The organism is Micromonospora sp. BQ11 (assembly GCF_052068135.1).
Classification (GTDB): Bacteria; Actinomycetota; Actinomycetes; order Mycobacteriales; family Micromonosporaceae; genus Micromonospora.
The window spans coordinates 118,416-137,485 of sequence record NZ_JBQHDB010000003.1 but is presented as its reverse complement, the minus strand read 5'-3'; the positions used below and the strand labels follow the sequence as shown (position 1 = coordinate 137,485).

Here is a 19,070-nt window from a genome sequence, read left to right as displayed (position 1 = left end):
GAGAAGGACCTGACATGGACGACGCGAAAGAATCCTGCCTCTTCCCCGAGCGTGACCGGGTGGCCTGCTTCGAGGCCACCTCGCCCGGGATCTCCCCGGCGGCCTGGGCGACGGATCACCTGGACCTGCTCAACGAGCGCCTGGACGCCTACGGAGCGGTCCTGCTGCGCGGGTTCGACGCACCGGACGCCCCGGTCTTCTCCGCCTTCGTGCGCGTCTTCGGCGAGGAGATGGCCGAGTACACCTACCGCTCCACGCCGCGCAGCAAGGTGGGCGACGTCTACACCTCCACCGAGTACCCGGCCAGTGAGGTCATCCCGCTGCACAACGAGATGGCCTACACCAGCGTCTGGCCGCGCCGGCTCTTCTTCTACTCCCACATCCCGGCGCAGACCGGCGGCGAGACCCCGCTGGCCGACAGCCACGCCGTCTGGCAGCGGATTCCGGCGGACATCCGGGAGCGGTTCGAGCGGCACGGGGTCCGCTACGTCCGCAACTACCGCACCGGGCTCGGCGTCTCCTGGCAGGAGACGTTCCCGGGCCTGGACCGTGCGGGCGTGGAGGAGTTCTGCCGGGAGCGTGGCATCACCTACGAGTGGCTCGACGGTGGCGACCTGCGGACCACCGAGACCTGCCAGGCGGTCGCGGTGCACCCGGTCACCGGGCGGACGGTGTGGATGAACCAGGCCCACCTGTTCCACGTGTCCAACCTGCCCGAGGCCACCCGCGAGGCGCTGCTGGAGCTGATGGCGGAAGAGGACCTGCCGCGCAACGCGTACCTCGGTGACGGCAGCCCGATCACCGACGCCGACCTGGCCGCCATCCGCGCCGCGTTCGACGCGGAGTCCCTCGCCTTTCCGTGGCAGCAGGGTGACCTGCTGATGGTGGACAACATGGCCATGGCCCACGGCCGGTCCAGCTTCACCGGGCCGCGCAAGACCCTGGTGGCGATGACCGGCTCGTACGGCAGCCGGGAGGCGGCGTGACCGGGTACGCGGACAAGATCGCCTTCCTGGAGTCGCACGGCGTCGCCGAGCTGGCGCACTCGGAGGCGAACCTGCTGGCGCACCTGCGGGGCGTCCACGACCTCCTCCGGGAATGGGGGTCCCGGCCGGCCCTGTGCGACGCCGGGCTGTTCCACTCGGTGTACGGCACGGAGATCTTCCCGACCGGCGCCGTCCCGCACGAACTGCGGCCCGCCGTGCGGGACCTGATCGGCGCGGAGGCGGAGACCGTCGCGTACCTGTTCGGGACGGTCACCCGCAGCGCCCTCTTCGACGCGGCGTTCGACGGCCCGCCGTTCCTGCTGGAGGAGCGCTCCGGCGGATGCGTCGGCGTGACCTCCGGCCAGTACGTCGACCTCGCCGCCCTGACCGTGGCGAACTGGCTGGAGCAGCGACCCCGGTTCCCGGAGTCGAGCCGGTTCAGCCGGGCCCGTGAGTTCGACGCCATGCGCCGGTACCTGCCCGACGGCCCACGGCACGCCCTGGAGCAGGCCTACGGCCTCGCCCCGCTCGCCTCCGCCCAACCGACTGCCTGAAACGAGTAGACGTGGCGAACATCCACACGCCGGTACGCCCCAGTGCCGAGGGGGACGCGGGGATCGTCTCCCGGGTCTTCGTCCAGTGGCCGTCGGTCCTGGTGAAGACCGCGCTGCGGCGGCCCCTGGAGCTGTCCGACAGCCTGACGCCCCCACGGTACGACCACCTCGAACGCGTCGCGCCGGTCTACGCGCGCGCGTGGGCGTCCCGGCGCGGCCGGCCCGACGGACTGCGCCGCGCCCTGTACCAGACGTACCGGCGGCGGTTCTGGCTCGCGGGCCTGATCTTCCTGGCCTACCAGGCCTGCGCGACGCTGGGGCCGCTGCTGGTGCGGGAACTGATCGCCTGGTTCGAGGGCGACGGCCGGGGCCCGGTGGTCGAGGGACTGCTCATCGCGGCGGGCCTGGCCGGGTTCTACGTCCTGGACTCGCTGACCCACAAGCACCAGTGGTCCGAGGTGTGGAAGACGGCCCACTCCATCACGGCGCTGCTGCGGACGGAGATCCTGCAGAAGTACCTGCGGATGGACCGGGGCGCGCGGCTGGCCCACCCCACCGGCGAGGTGATCACCCTCGCCTCCTCGGACGCGCGGCGCGTCGGGCGGGTCGCGTTCACCCACATGGCGTGGGCCGTACCGCTCGGCATCGCCGGGTCCTGCGTGATCCTCTGGGTGCTGCTGGGCTGGGCCGCGCTGGTCGGCGTCGCGATCCTCGTCGCCGGGCTCTGGCTGTCGCACGTGGCCAACGAGCGGGTCTTCGCGCTGGTGCCCGCGATCCGGGACGCCAACGGCGTGCGGATCGGGCTGGTCAGCGAGTACCTCGGGGCCATGCGGACGCTGCGCTCGCACGGCTGGGAGGACGTCGCCGAGCAGGCGGTGGGCCGCGAGCGGGCCACCCTCAACGAGCTGCTGGTACGCCGGCAGAAGCGTCTCGCCACGCTCTACCTCGTCAACGCCGCCGCGCCGGTGCTCATGGTCATGGCCACCCTGGTCACGTACGCGGCGCTCGGCAACGAACTGCGCGCGGCCGACGTGTTCGCCGCGATCGCGGTGCTCACCGTGCTCCGCTCCCAGCTTCCCGAACTCGTGCGCTACCTCGACATGCGCAACGAGTGGCGGGTCGCGTTCGGCAAGGTGACCACCTTCCTGGAGGCGCCGGACGTCAGCGCGCCGTCCACCGCCGACCGCCCGCCGGCCGGGACGGTCGACCTCGACGGGGCGTCGTTCGCCTGGCCCGGCGCCGAGGCGGAGGCACCGCCGGTGCTGGCCGGCGTCGACCTCCGGGTCGCCCCCGGTGAGCTGGTCTGCGTGCTGGGTCGGGTCGGCAGCGGCAAGTCCGCGCTGCTCGCCGCGCTCGCCGGCACCATGCCGACGGTCGCCGGCACCGCGCGGGTCGGCGGCAGCCTGGTCTACCTGCCGCAGCAGCCCTGGATCATGCAGGGCAGCATCGCCGAGAACATCCGCTGCTTCTCCCCGGAGGACACCGACCGGTACAACGCCGTCGTCCGGGCCACCGCCTTGGAGACGGACCTGGCGGCGATGCCTGCCCGGGACGCGACGCTCATCGGCGAGCGCGGCGCGAACCTCTCCGGCGGGCAGCGGCAGCGCATCGCGCTGGCCCGGGCCGCGTACGAGGACGCCGACGTCTACCTCTTCGACGACCCGACCAGCGCGGTCGACGACGCGGTGGCCGGCACCATCCTGGAGGCGCTGCTCGGCGGTGTGCTCGCCGGCCGTACCCGGATCGTGGCCACGCACCGCCTCGACGTGGCGCGGCAGGCCGACCGGGTGGTCGTCCTCAACGGCGGCCGGGTGGTCGCGACCGGCCGGTTCGACGAGGTGTCCACCCGCATGCCGGAGCTGCTACCGACCGCCGAGGCCGAGCCGGACACCGACACCGACCCGACCGGATACGACGAGGTCGCCGAGGAGGTCGCCGACGAGCCGGCCGAGGCGGTGCGCGCCGGACGGATCGGCGCGGGCACGTACCGCCGGTACCTGCGGGTCCTGACGCCCGGCGTGCTGGCCGTCGTCCTGCTCGGGCTGGCGGTCGGCGGGCAGGCCGTGCTGGGCGGGTCGTCGTTCTGGCTCGGCTGGTGGACCGAGAACGCGGGGGAGGACACGCTGTTCTACGCGAGCGTGTTCGCCGCCCTCGGTTTGCTGGCGCTCGTGCTGGACCGGGGCCTGTTCAGCTTCGCCTTCGCCCGGGGCGTGACCGCCGGGCAGGCCCTGCACCGCTCGATGCTGCACCGGGTCTTCCGCGCTCCGCTGTCGTTCTTCGACCGCAACTCCTCCGGCCGGGTCCTGGCCCGGTTCTCCGGTGACATGGAGACCATCGACCTGGAACTGCCCGAGACCACGATGGACACCCTGCGGGTGGGCGTCGGCCTGGTGGTGCCGCTGGCCGCGCTCGCCCTCACCAGCCCGCTGATCCTGCTGGGCGCGCCGATCCTGCTCGTGGTGTTCCTCCGCTGGCAGAAGCTCACCCGGGCCAGCACCGTGGAGGCGTCGCGGCTGTCGAAGCAGGCGAACGAGCCGGTGCTCGCGCTGCTCACCGAGGCGGTCGAGGGGGTCACCTCGATCGAGGGGCGCGACGCGCGGGTGCGCGGCTACCAGACGGCGTTCGGCCGCCAGGTGCGCACCGCCCACCACGCGGACTACACGGTCAACTCGCTGTCCCGGCACTTCAACCTGCGGCTGGACCTGCTCGGCGCCCTGGTCCTGCTGGCGTACGGGGTGCTGATCGTCGTACAGGGCGGCATCGGCGCCGGCCTGGCCGGTGTGGGCGTCAGCTTCGTGTACGCGCTGATGGAGGCGCTGGCCATGAGCCTGATGACCGTGCAGATGATGGACCTGTCCCTGGCCAGCTTCGAGCGCGTCGACGACTACACGAGGCTGCCGGTCGAGCGCACCGACGGTCGCCCGGCACCCGCCGGCTGGCCGGACGCCGGGGACGTCCGGTTCGAGAACGTGACCCTGCGCTACTCCCAGGGCGCCCCGCCCGCCCTGGACGCCGCGTCCTTCCACGCGCCCGCCGGCAGCAAGGTCGGGATCGTCGGCCGGACCGGCAGCGGCAAGTCGAGCCTCTTCACCGCGCTGCTGCGGTTCGTCGACCCGGAACGCGGCCGCATCCTCATCGACGGCGTGGACACCTCGACGCTGAAGCTGGCGGACCTGCGGGCCGCGGTCGAGGTGGTGCCGCAGGACCCGGTGCTGCTGCCCGGCACGCTGCGGCACAACCTCGACCCGACCGGGGCGTACACCGACGCGGCCATCACCGCCGCGCTGACCAAGGTCGGTCTGGCCGACCGCCTGCTCGGCCTGCCCGACGGCCTGGACCAGACCGTGTCGGCGGGCGGCGGCCAGCTCAGCGCCGGTGAGCGGCAGCTGCTGTGCCTGGCCCGGGCGCTGCTGCGGGAGGCGAAGGTCGTCCTCGTCGACGAGGCGACGTCCAACCTCGACGCCGAGACCGACGCCCGGATCCAACGCCTGCTCGCGGTGGACTTCGCCCGGGCGACGGTGCTCACCATCGCCCACCGGCGGGAGACCCTGGCCGGTGTCGACCGGGTGGTGACGCTGGACGCCGGACGGGTCGTCCGGGTGGCCGACCGGGACCGACCGGAGGCCCTGGCGGGCGCGGCGGCGGACCCGGTCGGCCCGCGCTCCGGCCTCGCCGACCTGGGGGAGCCGGTGTCGTGAACGGCGAACACGTCGACGGCGGCGCGCTGGCCCACTGGCGGGAACGGCTGGCCGGGTTCTCCGCCCTGGACCTGGTCACCGACCGGGTCCGCCCGGCGGGCCGGCGCCGCCACACCGAGCGGATCGACCTCGCCGTGGCCCCGGTCGTCGCCGACCGGCTCGTGCAGGTGAGCGCGGCGTACGGGGTTCCGGCGCTCGTGCCGCTGCTCGCCGTGGGGCAGGTGGTGCTGGGCCGGCACGCCGGGACGCGGGACGTCACCGTCGGCACGCCCGTCGCCGGCACGCTGGTGGCGCTGCGGACCCGCTGGGAGGACGTCCCGACGGTGGCCGCGCTGTTCGCCCGGGTCGGGGAGGAGATCCGTGCGGCGGCGGCGTACGCCGACGTGCCGCTCGACCGGGTGGCCGAGGCGCTGGACCTGCCCCGCGACCCGAGCCGCGCCCCGCTCTGCCCCGTGATCGTGGCCGGGTACGCCGTCCCCCCGGCCACGGGCGACGTGCCTGTGGACCTGACCGTGGTCTGGGAGGAGCCCACCGTCGAGGGGCTGCGCGGCGTCGTCGCGTACGACCCGGACCTCTTCGACGCGGCGACGGTGCGGCGGCTGGCCGATCACTACGTGACGCTGCTCGGCAACGCCGTGGCCGCCCCGGACGCTCCGGTCGCCGCGCTGGCGCACACCACCGCCGAGGAGGCGGCGCTGCTCGCCGCGTGGGGCACCGGCGGCGGTACGGCCGCGCTGTCGACGGTGCCGGCGGCGTTCCTCGACCAGGCCGACGCGACGCCGGCCGCGGTGGCGCTGGAGTACGACGGCGCGACGGTCACCTACGCCGAGTTGCGGGAGCGGGCGGACGCCCTCGCCGCGGCGCTGGCCGGCCACGGCGTCGCCGGGGAGAGCGTCGTCGGGCTGGCGATGGAACGCTCCGCGTCGCTCGTCGTCGCCATGCTCGCCGTCCTGCGCGCCGGAGCGGCGTACCTGCCGCTGGACCCGGCCCACCCGGACGCGCGGCGGGCGTACATGCTGCGCGACAGCAATGCCCGGCTGCTGATCGCCGACGGCGACGTGACCTTCGCCGGTGACCTGCCGGTGCTGCGGCTCGACCGGCCGCTTCCCCCAGCCGCTCCGGGTCCCGTCCGGGGCGCTTCCACCGGCCCGGCCGCGCACCCGGCGCAGCGGGCCTGCATCCTCTACACCTCGGGCTCGACCGGACGGCCGAAGGGCGTCGAGATCACCCACGGCGGGATCGTCGGGCTGGTCCGGGACGCCGGGTACCTCCGCGTCGGCCCGGCCCACGTGGTCGCGCAGGTGGCGAACGTGTCGTTCGACGCGGCCACCTTCGAGGTCTGGGGCGCGCTGCTCAACGGCGCCCGACTGGTGGGCGTGGCCCGGGACGACGCCCTCACGCCCGAGCGGCTGCGCGCCCGCCTGGCGGCGCACGGCGTCACCACGATGCTGCTCACCACGGCGCTGTTCCACCGGTGCGTGGACGCCGACCCGGCGATGTTCGCGCCGCTGCGGACCCTCTTCTTCGGCGGCGAGGCGGCCGACGCCCGCCGGGTCGCGGCGCTGCGCGCGGCCCTGCCCGGGTTGCGGCTGGTCAACGCGTACGGGCCGACCGAGGGCACCACGATCGCCAGCACCTGGGACGTGACGGACCTGCCGGGCGGCGCGGCCCGGACCCCGATCGGCCGACCGATCGGCGGGACCCGCCTGCACGTCCTGGACGACCTCGGGCGCGAGACCGGCGTCGGGGTCCCGGGCGAGCTGCACCTCGGCGGCGTGGGTCTGGCCCGCGGCTACCTCGGACGGCCCGACCTGACCGCGGAGCGGTTCGTGGCGAGCCCGTTCGTCGCCGGCGAGCGCCTCTACCGGACCGGTGACGTGGTGCGCTGGCGGGAGGACGGCCACCTGGAGTACCTGGGTCGGGTCGACCACCAGCTCAAGATCCGGGGGGTCCGGATCGAGCCGGACGAGATCGCCAGCGTCCTGGCCACCTGTCCCGGCGTTCGTGCCGCCGCCGTGGACGTGCGCGGTGCCGGTGACGCGCGCCGGCTGGTCGCGTACGTCGTGCCCGACGGCGAGCCGGTCCCGGCCGGCGTGCTGCGCGCCCACCTGGCGGCGCGACTGCCCGAGGCGATGGTGCCCGCCTGGTACGTGCCGCTGGCCACCCTGCCGGTCACCCCGAACGGCAAGGTGGACCGCGCGGCGCTGCCCGACCCGGCCGCGGAGCACCGGGTGCGGGCAGCCACCCACGTGCCGCCGAGTGGACCCGTCGAGGAACTGGTGGCGGAGGTCTGGCGGGACCTGCTCGGCGTGCCGGCCGTCTCCGCCGCCGACGACTTCTTCGCCCTGGGCGGCCACTCGCTGCTCGCCGCGCAGATGGTGACGCGGGTCGCCACCCGGGCGGGTGTGGAGCTGGGGGTCCGGGCGGCCTTCGAGGCGCCGACGGTCGCGGCGCTCGCCGCGCGGATCGCGGTGGCCGGGCGCGGCACGGTCCGCCCGCCGGTCCCGGCCGCCGGGGACGGGCCGCACCCGCTGTCGTACGCGCAGCAGCGACTGTGGTTCCTCGATCAACTCGCCCCGGGGCGGGCGGTGTACTCGGTGCCGCTGGCGCTGACCGTCGACGGGCCGCTCGACGTCGCCGCGCTCCACGCGAGCCTGCGCGCGCTGGTCCGGCGGCACGCGGCCCTGCGGACCCGACTGGTGACCGTCGACGGCGAGCCGCGGCAGGTGGTCGACGACGAGCCGTCCGTCGCCCTCGTCGTCGACGACCTTCGAGGTCTGCCCGATTCCGACACGCGGGCCGCGGCCCTGGTGCGACAGGCCACCGAGGCGCCCTTCGACCTCGCCGCCGGGCCGTTGGCACGGTGGCGGCTGGTCCGGCTGGCCGAGCACCGCTGCCTGCTCCTGGTCACCCTGCACCACGCGGTCTGCGACGGCGCGTCGGTGGCCGTGCTGATCCGCGACCTCGGCGCGCTCTACGCCGCCGAGACCACCGGGGTAACCGGCCCGCCCCCGCTCGGCGTCGGGTATCCGGACTACACGCTCTGGCAGCGCGACCTGCTGGCCGGGCAGACCCGGACGGCGCAGCTCGCGTACTGGGTGGACCGGCTCGCCGGAGCGCCCGCCGCGCTGGACCTGCCGACGGACCGCCCCCGCCCGGCCACCCCCCGGCACGTGGGCGAGACGTTCGGCGTACGGCTGCCGGCCGCGCTGGTCCGACAGCTCGACGACGTGGGCCGGCGCCACGGCGTGACCCGGTTCATGGTGCTGCTCGCGGCGTTCCACCTGCTGCTGGGCCGGTACGCGGGCACGCGGGACGTGAGTATCGGCAGCCCGGTGTCCGGCCGGACCCGACCGGAGTTCGACGACCTGATCGGATTCTTCGTCAACACCGTGGTCCTGCGGAACCGCTGGCAGGACACCGACACGTTCGCCGACCTGCTGAGCAGCGCCCGGGACGCGGTGCTCGGCGCGTACGAGCACCAGGACGTGCCCTTCGAGCAGGTCGTCGAGGCGGTTCGGCCGCCCCGCGACCCCAGCCGCTCGCCGCTGTTCCAGGTCATGCTGTCGGCGCAGAACGTGCCGGAGCGGACGACCGCGCTGCCCGGGCTCTCGGTCGGTGTGTCCGAACCACCCGCCCGGGTCGCGAAGTTCGACCTCACCGTCGCCTGGGACGAGGCGCCCGCCGCCTCGGGCGAGCTGCGCGGCACCGTCGAGTACGACGTGGACCTGTTCGACCGGGACACCGCCGAGCGGCTGGCGGCAAGCTATCGGACGCTGCTGGAGTCCGCGCTGGCCGACCCGGACGCGCCGGTGGCCACCCTGAACCTGCTGTCTCGTCCCGAGGCCGTCGCGCCGGCGGCCGGCCCGGTCCCGGCCACCAGGCCGCCCACGGCGCCGATCCCCGTGGCGCTGCCCGCCGTGCCCGCCGGCGTGCCGAAGATCGCCGCCCCGACCGCCGGGACGCTGCACGATCTGGTGGCCGCCGCCGCGGCCCGCTGGCCGGACCGTCCCGCCCTCGTCCAGGGCGACCGGTCGGTCAGCCACGCCGACCTGGCCGCCCGCGCCGCGGCCGTCCACGCCCACCTGACCTCCCGGGGCATCCGCCCGGGTGACACGGTCGCCGTCCTGCTGGACCGCGGCCCGGACTGGCCGGCCGCCCTGCTCGGCGTCCTGCGCGCGGGGGCCGCGTACGTGCCACTGGACCCGGCGACTCCGCGCGAGCGGCTCGCGCACGTCCTGGCCGACTCGTCGGCCGTGGCGGTGCTCGGCTCGCGCGTCGCCGGCCCGCCCACCGCCGAGGTGCCGTTCGTCGCCGTGGAGGACGCGCTCGCCGAGCGCACGTCCCCCGGGGACGCGCCGGTCCATCCGTCGGCCCCGGCGTACGTGCTCTACACCTCGGGCACGACCGGGCGCCCGAAGGGCGTGTGCGTCAGCCACGCCAACCTCGTGCACACCCTGGAGGCGGTCGCCGGGCACTACGCGCTGACCCCCGCCGACCGGGTGCTCCAGTTCGCGGCGCTCACCTTCGACGTGGCGGCGGAGGAGGTGTTCGCGACGCTGATCCGGGGCGGCGCCGTCGTCCTCCCACCCGCCGGCCCGGTGCCCGGGCTCGACGAGCTGACCGCCCTGGCCCGCCGGGAACAGCTGACCGTGCTCAACCTCCCGGCCTCGTACTGGCACGAGTGGGTCGCCGCACTGGACCGGCACCCGCCGGCCTCCTGCCCGCGGCTGCGACTGGTCGTCGTCGGCAGCGAGCGGGTCGACGCGGGACGGCTCGCACAGTGGCGCGCGGTCACGCCGGGCGTGCGGTGGCTCAACGCGTACGGCCCGACGGAGACCACCATCACGGCCACGGTCCACGAGCCGGCCGGCGACCGGAGCCCGGCCACCGGCACCGTCCCCATCGGGAGGCCGCTGCCCGGCGTGCGGGCGTACGTGCTCGATGCCGCGCTGCGTCCGGTGCCGCGCGGCGTCGCCGGTGACCTGTGGCTCGGCGGTCCCGGTGTCGCACAGGGCTACCTCGGCGACCCGGCCCGCACCGCCACCGCGTTCCTGCCCGACCCGTGGGGTCCGCCCGGCACCCGGATGTACGGCACGCGGGACCGGGTACGCCTCGGCGCCGGCGGGGTGCTCGAGTTCCTCGGCCGCGACGACGACCAGGTCAAGCTGCGCGGCTTCCGGATCGAGCTGGGCGAGGTCGAGGCGGCGCTCGCGGCGTACCCGCCGGTCGGCGAGGCGGCGGCGGCGCTGCGCGACGACGTCCCGGGTGGCCCGACCCTGGTCGGCTACGTGACACCGGCCGACCTCGACGTGGTCCGGCTGCGCGCGCACCTGGCCGACCGGCTGCCCGGCTACATGGTCCCACCGGCGATCGTGCCGCTGGACCGGCTGCCGCGCGGCGACCGGGGCAAGGTCGACCGGGCCGCGCTGCCGCCGCCGTCGCTCCCGGGCCCGGCCGTGGGCACCGCACCAACCGGTGAGCTGGAACGGGCGGTGGCGGCGATCTGGCGGGACGTGCTCGCGGTCGCGCACGTCGGCGCCGACGACAACTTCTTCGACATCGGCGGGCACTCGCTGCTCATGGTGCGGGTGCAGGCGCGCCTGGCCGAGCAGCTCGGCCGCACGGTGCCGGTGGTGGACCTGTTCCGCCACCCGACCGTGCGCACGCTCGCCCGGCACCTGGCAGCCGGGGAGCGCCCGCCGGCACCCGCCGCCGCCGGGCACCGCCGGGCCGAGGCACGCAGAACCATCCAGAGGGGACGGACGCCGCGACGTCGGCCGGCCGGGTCCCGAGACGCGGGAGAAGAATGATGACCGAGGGACGTTCGTTGCCCGACAGCGCCGTCGCCATCGTGGGAATGGCGCTCCGGGTACCCGGAGCCGACACCCTCGACGGGTTCTGGCGCAACCTGCGCGACGGGGTGGAGTCCATCGCCGCCCTCAGCGACGCCGAACTGCTCGCCGACGGCGTCGCGCCGGAGGAGTTCACCCACCCCGACTACGTACGCGCCCTCGGCGTCCTGGACGACCCGGCGGGCTTCGACGCGCGCTTCTTCGGCTTCTCGGCCCGCGAGGCGCAACTGCTCGACCCGCAGCACCGGCTCTTCCTGGAGTGCGCCTGGGAGGCGCTGGAGCACGCCGGTCACCCGTCGGACGCCACCGAGGCGGTGACCGGCGTCTACGCCGGGGTGGGGGAGAGCTCGTACCTGCTGCACAACCTGCTGCCGAACGCCGACCTGGTGGCGCGCGTCGGCGCGTTCCAGACGTCCATCGGCAACGACAAGGACTTCGTGCCGACGCGGGTGTCGTACAAGCTGAACCTGCGCGGACCCAGCGTCAGCGTGCAGACCGGCTGCTCGACCTCGCTGGTCGCCGTGCACATGGCCGGCCAGGCCCTGCTCGCGGGGGAGTGCGACGTCGCGCTGGCCGGTGGCGCCACCGTCATCGCCCGCCGGCGCGGCCACCGGTACGCGCAGGGCGGCATCCTCTCCGCCGACGGTCACTGCCGGGCGTTCGACGCCGACGCCACCGGCGCGGTGGCCGGCAGCGGCGCCGCGGTCGTGGTCCTCAAGCGGCTCGCCGACGCGGTGGCCGACGGCGACGTCGTGCACGCGGTGATCCGCGGCTCGGCGGTGAACAACGACGGCGCCCGCAAGGTCGGCTTCACCGCGCCGAGCGTGGACGGGCAGGCCGACGTCATCGCCGAGGCACTGGGCGTCGCCGACGTCGACCCGGAGAGCATCGGGTACGTCGAGGCGCACGGCACCGGCACGCCGCTCGGCGACCCGATCGAGGTGGCCGCCCTGAAGAGCGTGTTCCGCGACGTGCCGGCCGGCCGGATCGCCCTCGGCTCGGTCAAGACGAACGTCGGGCACCTGGACACCGCCGCCGGGGTGGTCGGCCTCATCAAGACGGTGCTGGCGCTGCGCGCGGGCGAGATCCCGCCGTCGCTGCACTTCCGCGCCGCCAACCCGGAGCTGGGCCTGGACGGCAGCCCGTTCCACGTGGCCGCGGCGCGCGCCCCGTGGCCCGGCGAGGTACGCCGCGCCGGGGTCAGCTCGTTCGGCATCGGCGGCACCAACGCCCACGTGGTGCTGGAGGCGGCGCCCCCGCCGGCGGAGTCCACCGAGGGCCGGCGCCGGCACGTGCTGCCCCTGTCGGCGGCCACGCCCACCGCCCTCGACGCGGCTGCCGCACGGCTCGCCGACCACCTGCGCGCCAACCCGGACGAGGGCCTGGCCGACGTCGCGTACACGCTGCAACGGGGCCGCTGGACCCTGCCGTACCGCCGTGCGGTGGTCGGTGGCACCCTCGACGAGGTCGCCGAAGCCCTGGACCGGCCGGCCGCCCGCGTCACCGCGGAGTCCGCCACCGACCGGGAGGTGCTGTTCACCTTTCCCGGCCAGGGCGCGCAGCGCAGCGGCATGGGCGAGGCCCTGTACGCGCACGAGCCGGTGTTCCGCGCCGAGGTGGACCGTGCGGCGGAGCTGCTGGAACCGCTGCTCGGCACGGACCTCCGCCGGCTGCTGTACCCCGGCGACGACGAGCGGGCCACCGCCGAGGAGACCATCCGCCAGACCCGGTACGCCCAACCGGCGCTGTTCGTCGTCGGGTACGCGCTGGCGAAGCTCTGGGCGAGCTGGGGCGTACGGCCGGCGGCGATGCTCGGCCACAGCGTCGGTGAGCTGCTGGCCGCCTGCCTGGCCGGGGTGTTCACCCTGCCCGACGCGCTGCGCCTGGTCGCGGCGCGCGGCCGGCTCATGCAGGCCGCACCGTCCGGCGCGATGCTCGCGGTGCCGCTGCCCGAGGCCGACCTGCTGCCGCTGCTCGGCGACGGGCTGGACCTGGCGGCCGTCAACGGACCCCGGCAGTGCACCGTCTCCGGGGCACCGGAGGCCGTCGACGCGTTCGCCGTCCACCTCCGGGAGCGGGGCGTGACGTCGACCCGCCTGGTCACGTCGCACGCGTTCCACTCCCGCTCGATGGACGCCGCCGCGGCCGGGTTCGCCTCGGCGGTCGCCGAGGTACGGCGCTCGGCACCGGCGATCCCCTTCGTGTCCAACGTGACCGGCACCTGGATCACGGCCGACGAGGCGACCGACCCCGCGTACTGGGCCCGGCAGCTGCGGTCGGCGGTCCGCTTCGCCGACGGCCTGGAGACGCTGCGCCGCCCGGACGCCGTGCTGCTGGAGGTCGGCCCGGGTCGGGCGCTGACCCGCCTCGCCGGCCCGGCCGCCCGCGCGGTCGCCTCGCTGCCCTCCGCCGGCCAGGACGCCGACGCGGAGACCGAGCTGCTCGCCGCCGCCGGAGAGCTGTGGCGGCAGGGGGCCCCGGTCGACTGGGAGGCGTTGCACGGCGGGGCGACGCCGCGCCGCACCGTCCTGCCCACGTACCCCTTCGAGCGGGAGCGCTGCTGGGTGGACCCGCCGCGCGGCGCCGTCGTGTCCCGCACGGGCGTCGACGGGCTCGCGGTGCGGAGCTTCCGTCGCACCGGGCCGGTCGTGCCGGCCGGCGCGGCGGCCGGCACCTGGGTGACCGTCGGGGCCGGTGCGCTCGACGCGGTCGCCGAGCGTCTGCGGGGAACGGGCACCCGGGTGGTCACGGCCGACCTCGACCCGGCCGCCGGTCGCCTCACCACGCCGCTGGCACCGGACGAGCGGATCGCGGGCGCGGTGCTCGCGGTGGGAGCCGCCGACCCGATGCCCGTCCTCGCCGCACTGGACGACGCCCTCGCCGCGCGCGGCGAGGTGTACCCCCGGGTCGTCGTCGTGGCCGACGGCGTCCTGGACGTCACCGGTGCGGAGACCCTGGTGCCCGAGCGCGGTGCCCTCGCCGCCTGGGCGGCCGGCGGCGCGCCGGGTACCCGGACACTGGTCGAGGTGGCCCCCCCGGCCACGCCGGACGCCGCGCGCCGCCTGGCCGCCGCCGTGGCGGCCGAGATCGCCGGTGCGCGGCGCGAGCCGGTGGTGGCCCTGCGCGGACCGCACCGTTTCGTTCCCGACGTCGAACCGGTGCCGGCCGCCCCGGTGACCCGGCACACCGGCGCACGCTACCTGCTCGCCGGTGACCTCGGGGTCGCTGCCGGGTTCCGGCGCGCGCTCACCGCCGCCGGCGCGTCGGTGGACGACCTCGCGGTCGCCGTCGATGCCCCTGACGTGGGCGGCGTCGTGCCGGCGGCCGGGATCGTGCTGGTGCCGGTCGACGCGGGCGCACCCGTCGACGCGACCCTCGCCGTGCTGGCCGACGCCGTCACCCAGGTGCGGGCGGCCGACCCGGCGCTGGTCACCGCCGTCGAGGTGCACGTCCTGAACGGCGCACCCGACGCGCCGCTCGCCGGCCGGGTGGCCGCACACGTGGCGGTGACCGGCCGGGAGGCCGACGTGGCATGGACGACCTACCTGTGGCCCGCCGGCGACCCGCCGACGGTCGAGCGGACCGTCACCCGGGTGGTGGCCGCCGCCCCCGGCGCCGGCCACGTCCTCGTCACCTCTCTCGACGACCCCGAGGACGGCACGACGGAGCCGACCGGCGACACACACCGGTACGCGGACACCACCGAGCAGCAGGTGGCGGCCATCTTCGCCGACCTGCTCGGCGAGCCGGACGTCGCGCCCACCGCCGGCTTCTTCGAACTCGGCGGGCACTCCCTGCTCGCCGCGCAGCTCGTCGCGCAGGTGCGCCGGTCGTGCGGGGTCGAGATCCCGCTGCGGGCGTTCGTCACCGAGCCGACCGTCCGCGGCCTCGCCGCCGCCGTCCGCGCCGCGCGATCGGAGGCCGGCGACGCCGGACCGGAGGCGCTGCCGGCCGTCGTCCCGGATCCGGCGTCGGCGCACCGGTCCTTCCCGCTGACCGACGTGCAGCAGGCGTACTGGATCGGCCGCACCGGCGTGTTCGAGCTGGGCAACGTCGGCATGCACGGGTACGAGGAGTTCGACGTCCCCGCCCTGGACGTGCCCCGGCTGGAGCGGGCGCTGCGCCGGCTGATCCGGCGGCACGGGATGCTCCGCGCGATCGTGCTGCCCCATGGCGAGCAGCAGGTCCTGGACGAGGTGCCGGACTACGAGATCGTCACCGAGGACGTCCGTGGCCGGTCCGAGGTCGAGGTGACCGCCGCCCTGGAGGAGACCCGGGCGGCCATGTCGCACCAGGTGTTCGTACCCGACCGCTGGCCGCTGTTCGAGCTGCGCGCCACCCTCCTGGACGGCGGGCGGGGCCGGGTGCACTACAGCATCGACGGCCTGATCACCGACGCGTGGGCGTCGAACATCGTGATGCGGGAGCTGACCCTGCTCTACCACGAGCCGGACGCGACGCTGCCCGAGCTGGAGCTGACCTTCCGGGACTACGTGCTCGCCGCGAAGGCCGTCGAGTCGACCGAGCGGTACCGGCGCGCGGCGGCGTACTGGCAGGAACGCGTGCCGACCCTGGCCCTGGCGCCGGAACTGCCGTTGGCGCGGGACCCGCACACCATCTCCGCACCGCGCTTCGCCCGGTTGGGCGGTGAGCTGCCGGCGGACGAGTGGAACCAGGTCAAGGCCGCCGCGTCCCGGCGCGGTGTCACGCCGACCGCGCTGCTGCTGGCCGCGTACGGCGAGGTGGTGGCCACCTGGTCGAAGTCCCGGCGCTTCACCCTCAACCTGCCGATGGCCAACCGGCTGCCGCTGCACCCGGAGGTCGACGCGATCCTCGGCGACTTCACGTCGGTGACGCTGCTGGAGATCGAGGCCGGGAGCGCGGCACCGTTCGAGGCCCGGGCGCGGGCCGTCCGCGACCAACTCCTCACCGACCTCGACCACGGGCTGTTCAGCGGGGTCCGGGTCACCCGGGAGCTCAAGCGGGTACGCGGCGACGCGGCGGCCGTGCTGCCGGTGGTGTTCACCAGCCTCTTCCAGGGCGTCGGCGGACACCCGCAGATCGGCGAGGTGGTCTACAGCATCTCCCAGACGCCGCAGATCTGGATCGACGCCCAGGTGTACGAACGGGACGGCGCGCTGGTACTGGACATCGACGCGGTCGAGGACCTCTTTCCCGACGGCATGGTCGCGGCCATGCACGCGGCGACGCTCGAGGTGCTGCGCTGGCTCGCCACCGACGAGGCGCACTGGGCCGAGCCGGTCCCGGCGCTGGTTCCCCCCGCCGAGCTGGCCCTCCGGTCGGCGTACAACCGGACGGAGGGGCCGCTGCCGTCGGGCCTGCTGCACGAGCCGTTCTTCGCCACGGCCGCCCGGGTGCCCGAGCGCCCGGCGGTGATCACGCCGACCCGCACGCTCACGTACGGCGAGCTGGCGGCCCGCGCACGGGTGGTCGCCGCCCGCCTCGCCAGCCTGGACGTCCGCCCGGACGACCTCGTGGCGGTGGTGATGGAGAAGGGCTGGGAACAGTGCGCCGCCGTGCTGGGCGTCCTCGCGGCCGGTGCCGCGTACCTGCCGGTCGACCCGGAGCTGCCCGACGAGCGGGTGCGGTTCCTGCTGGCGCACGGTCGGGTCCGCGCGGTGCTCACCCAGGGACACCTCGCGGACGCCGGGGCGGAGCGGTTCGGCGACGTCGACGCGGTGCTCCGGGTGGACGAGCTGCCCGGCGTCCCCGACGCCCCGCTGCCCGCGATCGCCACCACGCCGGGCGACCTGGCGTACGTCATCTTCACCTCCGGATCGACCGGCCTGCCCAAGGGCGTGATGATCGACCACCGGGGCGCCCTGAACACGGTCGTCGACGTCAACGAGCGGTTCCGGGTGGGCGAGGAGGACCGCGTTCTGGCGCTGTCCTCCCTGAGCTTCGACCTGTCCGTCTACGACATCTTCGGCCCGCTCGCGGTCGGCGGCGCCGTCGTCATCCCGGAGGCGACGGCGCACCGGGACCCGGCCGCCTGGCTCGACCTGGTGGCCAAGGCCGACGTGACGATCTGGAACTCGGTGCCGGCGCTCATGGAGTTGTTCGTCGAGCACCTCACCGTCCGGGAGGCCACCGACCGGTTGCGGCTGGTCCTGCTCAGCGGCGACTGGATCCCGGTGACCCTGCCCGACCGAATCCGCCGGGTGCTCGGCGGGCCCGACGTGGTCAGCCTGGGCGGTGCGACGGAGGCGTCCATCTGGTCGATCCTGTACCCGATCGGCGAGGTGCCGGCGGAGTGGACGAGCATCCCCTACGGGCGTCCGATGCGGAACCAGACGTTCCACGTCCTGGACGACGCGCTGCGTCCACGACCGATCGGGGTGCCGGGGCAGCTCTACATCGGTGGGGTCGGCGTGGCCCGCGGCTACCTGCACGACGAGGCGAGGACGGCGGCGAGCTTCGTCGCGCACCCGCGGGCCGGCGAGCGCCTGTACCGCACCGGCGACCTCGGCCGCTTCCTGCCGGGTGGGGACATCGAGTTCCTCGGCCGGGAGGACTTCCAGGTCAAGGTCCAGGGCTACCGCATCGAGCTGGGCGAGATCGAGGCCGCGCTCACGTCCCACCCGGAGGTGCGGGGCGCGGTGGTCGTCGTGCAGGGTGAGCTGCGCGGCGCGAAGCGCCTCGTCGCATTCGTGGTCCCGCAGGTGGCCGGCGGCATGCCGGCGGACGTCCGGGAGTTCCTCGCCGGCAAGTTGCCCGGCTACATGGTGCCGGGCGCCTTCTACGAGATCGACGAGCTGCCGCTGACCGCCAACGGCAAGGTCGACCGGCGGGCGCTGGTCGTACCGGCCGACGCGGCCGAGGCCGACGAGGTGCCGTACGAGGCGCCGCGCACCGACCTGGAGGAGGCGGTCGCCGAGGTCTGGACGAGCATCCTGCGGGTCGAGCGGGTGGGCGTGCACGACAACTTCTTCGCCCTCGGTGGGGACTCGCTGTTGGCGATGCGGGCGGTCGTGCATCTGCGCAAGGCGCTCGACGTGCAGGTGCCGATCCGGGTGCTCTTCGACAGTCCCACGCTGGAGGCCGCCGCGCTGGCCATCGAGGACCAGCTCCTGGCCGAGCTGGAGGAGATGTCCGACGAGGAGGCCCGTTCCCTCCTGTCCACCGAGCCGACGTACCAGGAGAACCACCCGTGAACCGCACCGCGACATCCCGTGCCCGGCGTGCCCACGACTGGATCGTGGGCGCGCCGCGGCGCGGCGCCACACCCGCCCTCCGCCTGTTCTGCCTCCCGTACGCCGGGGGTGGCTCGTCGGCGTACGCCGCCTGGCAGGCGGCCCTCGGTACCGGCGTGGAGGTCTGCCCCGTGGAGCTGCCCGGCCGGCAGACCCGCTGGCGCGACCCGGCGTACACCGGGGTGCGGCCACTGGTCGAGGACCTGGCGTCGGCGCTGACCGACGAGTTGGAGGTGCCGTACGCCCTGTTCGGGCACAGCATGGGCTCCATCGTGGCGTTCGAGTTGGCCCGCGAGCTGCGCCGGCGCGGCGCCGCGCCACCTCGCGTGCTCTTCGCCGCCGGTGGCCTCGCGCCCGGGCTGCGGCGCGCGTCGCCGGACATCCACGACCAGCCGGACCGGCTCGTCGTCGACCGTCTGCTGCGCCTCGGTGGCCTCGACGAGGAGATCGCCGCCGAGCCGGAACTCCTCGAACTCCTGCTGCCCACCATCCGCGCCGACTTCTCCATCTGCGAGACCTACGAGTACCGCCCGGAGCCGCCGCTGCCCTGCCCGATCGTCGCCTTCGCCGGCGACCGGGACGAGGAGGTGCCGCCCGCGCGGGTCGCGCCGTGGCGGGAGCACACCTCGGCGGGTTTCGCGCTGCACGTGCTGCCGGGCGGTCACTTCTTCCCGATGACGGCTCGCGAGACCCTGCTGCACACCGTCCGGACGACCCTGGCCGCGACCGTCCGCACGTGACGGTCGCGGCCGGGACCCGGGGA

The 19,070-nt window shown here is 75.2% G+C and carries 6 protein-coding genes; all 6 read left to right on the top strand.

Annotated elements, in window-relative coordinates:
- Positions 1–14: 14 nt before the first annotated feature.
- The 6 genes from ACTMSW_RS07760 to ACTMSW_RS07735 are packed head-to-tail and all read left to right on the top strand — an operon-like array spanning position 15 to position 19,047.
- Positions 15–986 (top strand): TauD/TfdA family dioxygenase, encoded by a 972-nt coding sequence (locus ACTMSW_RS07760; protein ID WP_441179816.1) that lies wholly within the window; start codon positions 15–17, stop codon positions 984–986.
- Positions 983–1,540, top strand: a complete 558-nt coding sequence (locus ACTMSW_RS07755; RefSeq protein WP_441179815.1) for a DUF6817 domain-containing protein — start codon at positions 983–985, stop codon at positions 1,538–1,540. The genes ACTMSW_RS07760 and ACTMSW_RS07755 overlap by 4 nt, the downstream gene beginning before the upstream one ends.
- 11 nt (positions 1,541–1,551) lie before the next feature.
- Positions 1,552–5,238, top strand: coding sequence for an ATP-binding cassette domain-containing protein (locus ACTMSW_RS07750; RefSeq protein ID WP_441179814.1), 3,687 nt, complete (start codon positions 1,552–1,554; stop codon positions 5,236–5,238).
- Positions 5,235–11,051: an amino acid adenylation domain-containing protein gene (locus ACTMSW_RS07745; RefSeq protein ID WP_441179813.1), complete on the top strand. Its 5,817-nt coding sequence runs from the start codon at positions 5,235–5,237 to the stop codon at positions 11,049–11,051. The genes ACTMSW_RS07750 and ACTMSW_RS07745 overlap by 4 nt, the downstream gene beginning before the upstream one ends.
- Entirely contained in the window at positions 11,051–18,268 is a 7,218-nt protein-coding gene (locus tag ACTMSW_RS07740) for a hybrid non-ribosomal peptide synthetase/type I polyketide synthase (RefSeq protein ID WP_441179811.1), read from the top strand. The genes ACTMSW_RS07745 and ACTMSW_RS07740 overlap by 1 nt, the downstream gene beginning before the upstream one ends.
- Entirely contained in the window at positions 18,265–19,047 is a 783-nt protein-coding gene (locus ACTMSW_RS07735; protein WP_441179810.1) for a thioesterase II family protein, read from the top strand. Before ACTMSW_RS07740 ends, ACTMSW_RS07735 begins: the two co-directional genes overlap by 4 nt.
- Positions 19,048–19,070 lie beyond the last annotated feature (23 nt).

What these genes read in the sequence shown, in the direction of transcription:
- ACTMSW_RS07760 (WP_441179816.1), top strand. Translation starts at nt 15, where the DNA reads ATGGACGACGCGAAAGAATCCTGCCTCTTCCCCGAGCGTGACCGGGTG.
- ACTMSW_RS07740 (WP_441179811.1), top strand. Translation starts at nt 11,051, where the DNA reads ATGACCGAGGGACGTTCGTTGCCCGACAGCGCCGTCGCCATCGTGGGA.